The following is a 10,076-nucleotide window of genomic DNA, read 5'->3' as shown; positions in this document are numbered from 1 at the left end:
GTGGGCGGGGCGCGGGCGGGGGGGCGGCGCCCCCCCCCCCCCCCCCGCGACGACGGCGGGCCCGTCGTCCACGTCATGGCGCTCAGCTACGGGCTCCGGGTCGCGCACCCGGACTCCGCCCTGGGCAGGTACGCAGGTCCTGTCCGGGCGATCTTCGAGGATCAGCCCGGACGGGACCTACAGCACCCTGCGTCCGTGCGGACGCGCCGGTCCTGGCGATTCGCGAGCCGCTTCGCGTGCCGCACGGGCGAGCGGGAGATACCGCAGCCGCTCGGGCAGTACAGGGACCACGGCCCGTACGACACGGCCGAGGCGGCGCAGTCGGCGCTCCTGGCGGCTCGTCCATGGCAGCCCTATCGCGGCACGGGCGTCAGGCGGCATCAACCCGATGGTGACGAAGCGCCGGAAGCGTACGAACAACGGCATCAGCACCGGCCAGCATCGCTTCAGCAGCAGCCGAAGCGGGAGTGGTCCCCGGTCCGGCGCCGGAACGGGCCGGTCGGTCGCCACCAGGTCCTGGACCACGGCGGTGGCTTCGAGCTCATCGGCGAGGATCTTGCGGTAGTAGGGCCAGAACTCCTCGATGGTGCCGGGCATGTCCCGGTCGTGGATGCCGAGGACCCGGCCCACCTGGAGCCACTCCGCGTAGAGCTGCCGCTCCTGCTCGCTGGTGAGCGGACGGTACAGATAGCGGCAGGCGTACTGGTAGACGGGGAAGCCGGTGGCGTGGACCCAGGCGTAGTTCTCCGGACTGAGCGCGTGGTAGCGGCGGCCCCGGCTGTCGGTGCCCTGGATGGTCCGGTGCAGCGCGCGCAGTCTCCGGCCCTCCTCGGCTGCCGCCGCACCGCCGTACACCCATAGCTGGAGTGAGCGCAGGGAACGCTCCCCCCGTCCCCAGGGGTCGGTACGGAAGACGGAGTGCTCGTCCACTCCGGCGCCGACGGCGGGGTGTGCGACCTGCATGGTCAGGGCCGCCGGCAGCATCAGCAGGCCTCGGATGTCCCCCGTCAGGCTCCACAGCATCCCACCGACGGGCGGGGGCACCGGGTCGTCCGATCCGCGCATCCCGGGCCTCCCAGAGTCGTCGGAGTTGTCAGAGTTGTGGAATTCCTGGGCGGAGCCCATGGGCCCTGCCCCCTGGTCCCAGTATGCGATCACACGGTGCGCACAGCCGCCCCGCTCAGGACTGTCCGCAGTTGTCCGACAAGTTTGCTCAGTCGAGAGGCTTCCGTAAGAAATCCGGCGCCTGAAGGCTACCCCGAAGTAACCGCCGCTGATTGGATGTGGCGCGCTGGTCTGATTCCCAGCCGAAACCCCCACCCCACAAACGGGAGTTCATGTGGCGCATTCCCCGCTTCGCCGTGCCTGCGGCGCTGCTCTCTCCACGGCTCTCACGGCCGTCGCTCTGGCCGCGGCCACCCCCTCGGCCGATGCCGCCGCCGGAGCCGCGGACGCGACGCCCGCCATGAAGGTGCTGACGTACAACGCCTTCCTGTTCAGCAAGAACCTGTACCCGAACTGGGGCCAGGACCACCGTGCCAAGGCGATCCCCACGGCGTCCTTCTTCCAGGGCCACGACGTCGTCGTACTCCAGGAGGCGTTCGACAACTCCTCCTCCGAGGCCCTGATGCGGAACGCGGCGACGCAGTACCCGTACCAGACCCCGGTGATGGGCCGTTCCAAGAGCGGCTGGGACGCGACCGGCGGTTCGTACTCGTCCACGACACCGGAGGACGGCGGTGTCACGGTGCTCAGCAAGTGGCCGATCCTCCGCAAGGAGCAGTACGTCTACAAGGACGCGTGCGGTGCCGACTGGTGGTCCAACAAGGGCTTCGTCTACGTCGTCCTGAACGTCAACGGCGCAAAGGTGCATATGGTCGGCACACACGCGCAGTCCACGGACCCGGGCTGCTCCTCCGGTCAGGCGGCCACGATGCGCAGCCGTCAGTTCAAGGCGATGGACGCCTTCCTCGACGGCAAGAACATCCCGGCGTCCGAGCAGGTCATCGTGGCCGGTGACTTCAACGTGGACTCCCGCACCTCCGAGTACGGCACCATGCTCAGCGACGCCGGGCTGGTCGGCGCCGACACCCGCACCGGGCACCCGTACTCCTTCGACACCCAGGACAACTCCATCGCGGCCGACCGCTACCCGGACGACCCGCGCGAGGACCTGGACTACGTGCTGCACCGCGCGGGCCACGCCAAGCCGGCCGGTTGGAACAACGACGTCGTCAAGGAGCAGACGACGCCCTGGACGGTCACCAGCTGGGGCAAGAGTTACACGTACAGCAATTTGTCGGACCACTATCCGGTGACGGGGTCCGCTTCCTAGGCCGTGGCACACCGGTGGTGAAGCGCCTCTTCCGCTCCCGGGCGGGAGGGGCGTTCGGCGGTCGCGAGGCCCGGTGGGCGCGCTAGCGGTAGGCGCGCGCCACGCTGTAGGCGTAGTACCCCACCGCGGCCAGCACACACAGCAGGACCACCCAGGAGCCGATGCCGGTGTGCCGACGGCCCCTCCGCTTCCGGGTGGGTACGGGCGGCCGCTTCCCGACCGAAAGGGGAGGCGCCGCGTCCGCCGCAGCTTCGGCCAGCAGCCTGCGGCATACCGCGGCGATCTCGTCGGTCCCCGCAGCAATACTGGCGATCGCCTCCGAACGCGCGGGCGCGGTGGTACCACCGTCCAGGATCCGTCCGGCACGCAGGAGTATCTCGTCCCGGCCGGCGCTCGGCGCGAGACTGATCCAGCGCTGCACATGGTCCCCCCGGATGACCACGCCCCCCGCCCGATCCCGGTACACCGTGTGCTCACGCCACAGCACGTCGGCCAACTCCGAAGCGACCTCTCTCAGTTGCGCGCTCATACGCTGCCTCCCCCTTCGCGCACATTCGAACAAGCACCCGCACTCTAGCGGTACCTACGCCTCGTGGTCGTAGACGGTCACGGCGATGTCCCGTGCCACGAGGCGCCGCTCTATCAGCGGCTCCACCCGCGCCCATGTGCCACCCGCGAGCCCGCAGCCGATACGGGGCATGTGGACCGAGCCCCCGAGCCCGGCCGTCGCGTCGGCCAGCTTCCCGAGTGCCGTGTCGATGGCCTCGTACCGGACCGGTGGACCCTTGCTGCCCGTCCGTATCCCCCGCTGCCCCACCATGTTGGCCACCCATGTGTACGAACCGACCTGAACGAGCTGCACCGCCCCCAGCCCGAAGTCGTTGCCGGCCCGCCCCCGGTGCCAGCGCCGATAGGCCGTCTCCGGCTCCGGCCAGCGGCGGGACAGCGCGAGGACGAAGCCCTTGCCCCAGCCGCCCAGGTCGTTGCAGACATGCGCGATGACCTTGACGCCCTTGCCGTGCGGCATGGTCGCGTCGCCCCGCACATAGGTGATCCCCGTCATCCCCGTGTCCCCCCGTCACCGCGTTCGGCCACTTCGTACCGCAACCATACGAAGTACCACCGACAACTCGACGGGACTCGCTGCTCAGGGCTCCACGGCCTGGCGGCGCACCACCGCCGGGTGCCCGCTCGACCGGGTCGGCGTGCGGTCGGTGCCGTTCGCGGAGGCCGCGCGCGGTGGGCAAGTCATGGGGAAGTGTCTTCGGGTTTCCAGCCCCAGGCGGTGAGCATGCCTGCCGACAGGGCGGCACATTCGTCGGAGTCCAGGTATCGGATGGCTCTGTCGATGTCGGCGTCGTCGACCAGACCGGTGGCCAGCATCGCGGCTCGGCTCCGCTCCCATGTGTCCGCCCAGAAGCGGCTGATGGGACTGCCCGGCACCAGCGGAGGCACATGGATCTCGGCGGCGACGGGCACGAGCCCCGCTCCCCGTAGCCGCTGCGGGTACGACGGCACCCAGGAGACATCGGTGCCGATGGTGGCCCGCAGACCCTGCCACATCGCCCGCATCACCGCGCTGTACGGCGTGTCGGGAGTGCCGCCGCTGGTCAGGTCGACGGCGTCGCTGAGCACCAGCACACCACCAGGCGCGACGAGTTCGGCCAGCGCGGCGATCATGCGGTCGCGCTCAGGCAGGTGCATCAGCACGAAACGCGCGTGGACGAGCCGGAACCGGCCGGGGCCGAAGTCTGGGGCGGTGGCGTCGGCTTCCAGCACGTCGAGCCCGGGCCGCTCGGTGAGGAACCGTACGTCGCGGTCCACAGCGAGCACGCTCGTCACGCCGGTCTCGTCCAGGAGCCGACGGGAGACCGTACCCGTGCCGGCGCCCACATCAAGGCAGCTCCACCCCGGGCCGGCCCCGAGTGCCCGCAGCCGCGCCATGGTGATGTCGTCGTAGGCGAGGGCGCCGAAGTCGATGCGCGTGCCTTCTCCCGCCGCTTCGGGGCGGAAGACGGTCCGGCCGTAGCCGCCGTCCTGCCGCGCCTCCTCGTCCGGAACGGGGGTCACATCGCCGCCGACGTGGCACAGACGGCGGCGTCGAGCCCGGGAAGCGGGACCGGCGGAACGTCGACGCGCCTCATGGCCGGGCCTCCTCACTCGACGGGGGTACCGGTTGGCCCCGAGACCACCGCACCGATTCTGCACCGGCGCCCGCACACAGGCCCGAGGCGCGCCGTTCCCATCATCCAGACAGGCCGAGTTCAGCTTGGCCTAGGTGTATTGATCACGAGCGTTGTTGACACTCGTGATCAATACATCTAGCGCGGGACCCGGGCGATCTTGCCTGGGAGGCAGGGCTTCCCTCGATCTCACCGGACGCCGGCCGACGCTGATGCGTCCGCCGCAGGGGCGTACCAACGACGTGACATCTACGACGGGACCGTGCCGGCCGTGCCGGGGATCATCAAGGAACTGAAGGCACGGGCTACACCTTCGTGACCGTGCCCCAGCTCCTCGCGCCCGGCGAGGCCGAACCGGGCGAGGTCTACAAGCCGTGAGCAGCGTCCGGCCACACAGGGAATGCTCACCGGCCGACCGGGGTGGTCGGTGACAAGCGCCCGAACCCGTTCCCGGCACTTTCACAAGACTGGTGAGACAGCAATACTGTTTCACTGCGGCTCGCTGCGATTCACCGTGCTCACCGGTTCACCATGGTCACGCGCATCGCGCCTGCCCGCATCGGAACGTGCGCGGAACGAGGGAGACCATGGCGACCGAGACCGATGGGCCGACGCTCACCGTCGATGAACTGGCCGCCCGCGCGGGGGTCACCGTGCGCACCATCCGGTTCTACAGCACCCGCGGGCTGCTGCCGCCGCCGGTGATCGGCCCCCGCCGCGTCGGTCACTATGGTTCCGCCCATCTCTCCCGGCTGGCCCTGATCGAGGAGCTCCAGCACCAGGGGATGACGCTGGCGGCGATCGAGCGCTATGTCGATCAGCTGCCGGCCGATCTCAGCGCGCGCGATCTGGCGATCCACCGGGCGCTGGTGGCGTCCTGGGCGCCGGAGTCCGCCGATGAGGTGTGCCGGCAAGATCTGGAGGAGCGCGCCGGGCGGGCCCTGTCGGCCCAGGACATCGGCAGGCTGGCGGCTATGGGGGTGCTCGACCGGACACCGGATCCCGATGTGTACCGGCTGGACGGCGCCCTGCTCAGGCTCGGGATCGAGCTGCTGGACGCACCCATCCCCCACGAGACGCTGCTGGCCGCCCGTGCGGCCCTGCTCGAACACGCCCGCGCCGCCGCACACGAGATGAGCCGTATCTTCCAGGACGAGGTGTGGAGCCCCTACCGGGAGCGGGAGTCGGACCCCGGCCACGATCATGTCGCCGCGATGAAGTCGCTGTCGGCCCATATGCAGCCGATGGTGGTCCAGGCCCTGGTGACGGCCTTCCAGCGCACTCTGCGGCAGGAGCTGCGCGAGGCCTTCGGCACCGAACCGGCCCGTTCCGGGCGGCGCACAGGGTCCGTTGTCAGTGGTGACCTCTAGTGTCGTGAGCGACGGCCGCTGATCGAGGCGGACGCCTGGGCCCAGGGGGAGCATCATGAGGTTCTCGCAGCTTGAGCCCGGTGGGCTCTACGTGATGCGGACGTACCGTCCGGACTGGGAGCTGACCCTGATCCGGGTCAGCTCGTCCCCACGTCTGTGGCGGTGGAACCAGAAGCTGTGGTCCTACGAGGTGGCCGAGGACGCCCGCAGGGCCGACCCCGTGAAGCGCGTCGGCTACCTCGGCGTGGTGCCGCCCGCCGCGTGGCCGGAGAGCGACGGGGTCGGCGGGATGCTGCGGCGGGGCATCCAGCGCTGGGCGCGTCCGATGGCCGCGCTGCGTTTCCCGCTTCCTGACGCCTCGGTGACCCGCGTGGCGTGGTTCGCCCTACCGACGCACGAGGAGGAGATGGCCTGGACGGTGTTCTCGCCACGGGACATCGTCTGCCCGTACACCTCACCGGAAGAGTTCGAGCAGCGCATACGCGACCGGATGGCGGCACTCGGTGCGGCGCCGGGCCCGGTCTTCCAGCCGCCTCCGGCGGGCAGCATCACGGCTACCGACGTGCATCGCGCGGCGCTTCGGCTGGATGTCCTCGCCGAGCTTCTGGAGCGCATACCCGATCCGGACCCGGATCCGGACCCCGGTCCAGCGCTCTGAGGGACGGTCCGTACAAGGCGCGGGACGGGCCCCGGTGCGGCGGGACCCGTCCCTCGTGACGCGTCGCGTCGGTACGGTCAGGCGTCGATGAAGGTCTCGCCCTTCTCCGCCTTGTCCACCAGCAGCGCGGGCGGCTCGAAGCGCTCGCCGTACGTCGCCGCCAGCTCGCGCGCCCGGGCGACGAAGCCCGGGAGTCCGCCCTCGTAGCCGTTGATGTACTGGAGCACACCGCCCGTCCAGGCCGGGAATCCGATGCCCATGATGGAACCGATGTTGGCGTCGGCGACCGTGATCAGCACGCCTTCCTCAAGGCAGCGGACGGTGTCCAGCGCCTCGGAGAAGAGCATCCGCTCCTTCATGTCCTTGAACGGAACGTCCGCACCCGGCTTGCCGAAGTGCTCACGCAGCCCCGGCCACAGACCGGCACGCTTGCCTTCGGCGTAGTCGTAGAACCCGGCCCCGCCGCTGCGGCCGGTGCGGCCGAACTCGTCGACCAGGCGGTCGATCACGGCGTCGGCGGGGTGGCCGGTCCAGGTGCCGCCGGCCTCCTCGACGGCCCGCCTGGACTCGTTGCGGATCTTGCGCGGCAGGGTCAGCGTCAGCTCGTCCATCAGCGACAGCACCTTGGCCGGGTATCCGGCCTGGGCCGCGGCCTGCTCGATCGACGCGGGCTCGACGCCCTCGCCGACCATCGCCACGCCCTCGTTGATGAACTGGCCGATGACACGCGAGGTGAAGAAACCGCGCGAATCGTTGACGACGATCGGGGTCTTGTTGATCTGGCGCACCAGGTCGAAGGCACGGGCAAGGGCCACGTCCCCGGTCCGCTCGCCCTTGATGATCTCGACCAGCGGCATCTTGTCGACGGGCGAGAAGAAGTGCAGCCCGATGAAGTCGGCCGGGCGGTCCACGCCCTCCGCGAGCAGGGTGATCGGCAGCGTGGAGGTGTTGGAGCAGAGCAGGGCGTCCGGCTCCACGATCTCCTGGATCTCCTGGAACACCTTGTGCTTGAGCGCGGGGTCCTCGAAGACCGCCTCGATCACCGCGTCGCAGCCCGCGAGATCGGCCGGGTCACCGGTCGGGGTGATCCGGGCGAGCAGCTCGTCGCGCTTGGCCTCGGTGGTGCGGCCACGGCTCAGCGCCTTGTCGAGCAGCTTCACCGAGTAGTCCTTGCCGCGCTGGGCGGCATCGACGCTGACGTCCTTGAGGACGACCTCGATCCCGGCCCTGGCGCAGGAGTACGCGATACCGGCGCCCATCATCCCGGCGCCGAGCACGGCCACCTTGCGGACCTTGCGCGGTTCGATGCCCTTGGGACGGCTGGCACCGGAGTTGACGGCCTGGAGGTCGAAGAAGAACGCCTGGATCATGTTCTTCGCCGTCTGCCCGGTGAGCAGCTCGGTGAAGTAGCGCCCCTCGATGACCTGGGCCGTCTCGAAGTCCACCTGGGAGCCCTCGACGGCGGCCGCGAGGATGTTGCGCGGAGCCGGGTAGGGCGCGCCGTTCAGCTGCTTCTTCAGGTTGGCCGGGAAGGCGGGCAGGTTGGCGGCGAACTTCGGGTTCGAAGGCGTACCGCCGGGGATCTTGTAGCCCTTGACGTCCCAGGGCTGCTGGGACTCGGGGTGCGCGTCGATGAAGGCGTGCGCCTTGGCCAGCATCTCATCGGTGGTGGCGGCGACCTCGTGGACAAGGCCGTTCTCCAGGGCGCGCGCGGGGTTGTACTGGGTGCCCTGGAGGAGCACCTTGAGCAGCGCGTCGGCGATGCCCATGAGGCGCACGGTGCGGGTGACACCGCCGCCGCCGGGGAGGAGGCCGAGCGTCACCTCGGGGAGGCCGATCTTTGAGCCGGGAGCGTCGAGCGCGATCCTGTGGTGGCAGGCGAGGGCGATCTCGTAGCCGCCGCCGAGCGCGGTGCCGTTGATGGCGGCGACGACCGGCTTGCCCAGGGTCTCGATACGGCGCAGGGCGCGCTTGATGCCCATGCCCCGGTCGAAGGTCTCCTGTGCGTGCTCGGGGCCGACCTGGATCATGTCCTTGAGGTCACCGCCCGCGAAGAACATCTTCTTGGCGGATGTGACGATGATGCCGCGGATGGAGTCCTTCTCGGCTTCCGCGCGGTCGGCGATGGCCTGGATGGACTCCTGGAAGGCCCGGTTCATGGTGTTGGCGGACTGGTTGGGGTCGTCGAGTACGAGGGTGACGACCCCGGTCTCGTCCTGCTCCCAGCGGATGGTGGAGCTCGTCGGCGTTGCGGTCATTGCTGCTTCTCCGTATGCGGGAACGGTCAGGGGGCGGGAGGGACGGGACACTCAGAGGCGCTCGACGATGGTGGCGATGCCCATACCGCCGCCGACGCACAGGGTGGCCAGGCCGTAGCGCTTGTCCTGGCGCTCCAGCTCGTCGATGAGCGTGCCGAGGATCATCGCCCCGGTGGCGCCCAGGGGGTGGCCGAGAGCGATCGCTCCGCCGTTGACGTTGACCTTGTCCAGGGAGAGCCCCATGTCCTCGACGAAGCGCAGGACGACCGCGGCGAACGCCTCGTTGATCTCGACCAGGTCGATGTCGTCGATGGTCAGCCCGGCCTTCGCGAGTGCCTTGCGGGTGGCGGGCGCCGGTCCGGTGAGCATGATGGTGGGCTCGGATCCGGAGACCGCGGCGGACACGATCCGGGCGCGGGGCCGGAGCCCGTAGCGCTCCCCGACCTCCCTGGAGCCGATCGCGACGAGCGAGGCGCCGTCCACGATGCCGGAGGAGTTGCCTGCGTGGTGGACGTGGTCGATCTTCTCGACCCAGTGGTACTCCTGGAGCGCGACGGCGTCAAAGCCGCCCATCTCGCCGATCGCCGCGAACGACGGCTTGAGCGAGGCCAGCGAGTCCGCCGTGGTGCCGGGGCGCATGTGCTCGTCGTGGTCGAGGACGACCAGCCCGCTGCGGTCCTTGACCGGGACGACGGAGCGGTCGAAGCGGCCGTCCTTCCAGGCCTCGGCGGCTCGCTCCTGGGAGAGCGCGGCGTACTCGTCCACGTCGCGGCGGGTGAAGCCGCCGATGGTGGCGATCAGGTCGGCGCCGATGCCCTGGGGGGCGAAGTTGGTCTCGAAGTTGGTCATCGGGTCGGCGAACCAGGCGCCGCCGTCCGAGGCCATCGGGACGCGGGACATCGACTCGACGCCGCCGGCGAGCACCAGGTCCTCCCAGCCGGAGCGGACCTTCATCGCGGCCATGTTGACGGCTTCCAGGCCTGAGGCGCAGAAGCGGTTCTCCTGGACACCCGCGACGGTGTCGGGCAGTCCGGCCGCGATGGCCGCGATCCGGGCGATGTCGGAGCCCTGGTCGCCGACCGGGCCGACGACACCGAGCACGATGTCGTCGATGGCGGCGGGGTCCAGCGACGGGAAACGGGCCTGGATCTCGTGGATCAGTCCGACGACGAGGTCGATCGGCTTGGTGCCGTGCAGGGCGCCATTGGCCTTGCCGCGTCCGCGCGGGGTGCGGATCGCGTCGTACACAAACGCTTCGGTACTCAAGACAGA

General features: G+C 70.0%; 9 protein-coding genes and 1 pseudogene. 4 read left to right on the top strand and 6 right to left on the bottom strand.

What is annotated here, in order from left to right; all coding sequences use genetic code 11:
• Positions 1-177: 177 nt before the first annotated feature.
• The gene (locus ACFWI9_RS11195) at positions 178-1,065 is read right to left on the bottom strand and encodes an oxygenase MpaB family protein (protein WP_387160793.1); all 888 of its coding nucleotides are present in this window, start codon (positions 1,063-1,065) and stop codon (positions 178-180) included.
• A gap of 274 nt (positions 1,066-1,339) precedes the next feature.
• Here ACFWI9_RS11195 and sph point away from each other — a divergent pair, with 274 nt between their 5' ends.
• Positions 1,340-2,335, top strand: a complete 996-nt coding sequence (gene sph, locus ACFWI9_RS11190) for a sphingomyelin phosphodiesterase (RefSeq protein ID WP_387160791.1) — start codon at positions 1,340-1,342, stop codon at positions 2,333-2,335.
• A gap of 82 nt (positions 2,336-2,417) precedes the next feature.
• On the opposite strand, the gene ACFWI9_RS11185 is transcribed toward sph, so the two are convergent.
• The 3 genes from ACFWI9_RS11185 to ACFWI9_RS11175 form a co-directional block, all read right to left on the bottom strand.
• Positions 2,418-2,864, bottom strand: coding sequence for a hypothetical protein (locus ACFWI9_RS11185; RefSeq protein ID WP_387160790.1), 447 nt, complete (start codon positions 2,862-2,864; stop codon positions 2,418-2,420).
• Positions 2,865-2,918: 54 nt separating this feature from the next.
• Positions 2,919-3,398 (bottom strand): macro domain-containing protein, encoded by a 480-nt coding sequence (locus tag ACFWI9_RS11180; RefSeq protein ID WP_387160787.1) that lies wholly within the window; start codon positions 3,396-3,398, stop codon positions 2,919-2,921.
• A 185-nt stretch (positions 3,399-3,583) separates the two neighbouring features.
• Positions 3,584-4,405 (bottom strand): class I SAM-dependent methyltransferase, encoded by an 822-nt coding sequence (locus tag ACFWI9_RS11175; protein WP_387160786.1) that lies wholly within the window; start codon positions 4,403-4,405, stop codon positions 3,584-3,586.
• A gap of 301 nt (positions 4,406-4,706) precedes the next feature.
• On the opposite strand from ACFWI9_RS11175, the pseudogene ACFWI9_RS11170 reads away from it, so the two are divergent.
• From ACFWI9_RS11170 to ACFWI9_RS11160, 3 genes and pseudogenes are all read left to right on the top strand, one after another.
• Positions 4,707-4,896: pseudogene (locus tag ACFWI9_RS11170) on the top strand (polysaccharide deacetylase family protein); the annotation flags it as partial.
• A gap of 209 nt (positions 4,897-5,105) precedes the next feature.
• Complete coding sequence (locus tag ACFWI9_RS11165; protein WP_387160784.1) at positions 5,106-5,888, top strand: MerR family transcriptional regulator; 783 nt, start codon at positions 5,106-5,108, stop codon at positions 5,886-5,888.
• A gap of 55 nt (positions 5,889-5,943) precedes the next feature.
• Entirely contained in the window at positions 5,944-6,546 is a 603-nt protein-coding gene (locus ACFWI9_RS11160; protein ID WP_387160782.1) for a hypothetical protein, read from the top strand.
• 77 nt (positions 6,547-6,623) lie between these two features.
• On the opposite strand, the gene ACFWI9_RS11155 is transcribed toward ACFWI9_RS11160, so the two are convergent.
• Positions 6,624-8,804 carry a 3-hydroxyacyl-CoA dehydrogenase NAD-binding domain-containing protein gene (locus tag ACFWI9_RS11155; protein ID WP_387160779.1) on the bottom strand — a complete coding sequence of 727 codons (2,181 nt, stop codon included), beginning with the start codon at positions 8,802-8,804 and terminating at the stop codon, positions 6,624-6,626.
• Between the two features lie 51 nt (positions 8,805-8,855).
• Entirely contained in the window at positions 8,856-10,070 is a 1,215-nt protein-coding gene (locus tag ACFWI9_RS11150; RefSeq protein ID WP_387160777.1) for an acetyl-CoA C-acetyltransferase, read from the bottom strand.
• Between the last annotated feature and the right edge of the window lie 6 nt (positions 10,071-10,076).

Origin of the sequence: Streptomyces sp. NPDC127084 (genome assembly GCF_042724175.1) — a bacterium.
GTDB lineage: Bacteria > Actinomycetota > Actinomycetes > Streptomycetales > Streptomycetaceae > Streptomyces.
This window is presented reverse-complemented; position numbering and strand designations above follow the sequence as displayed.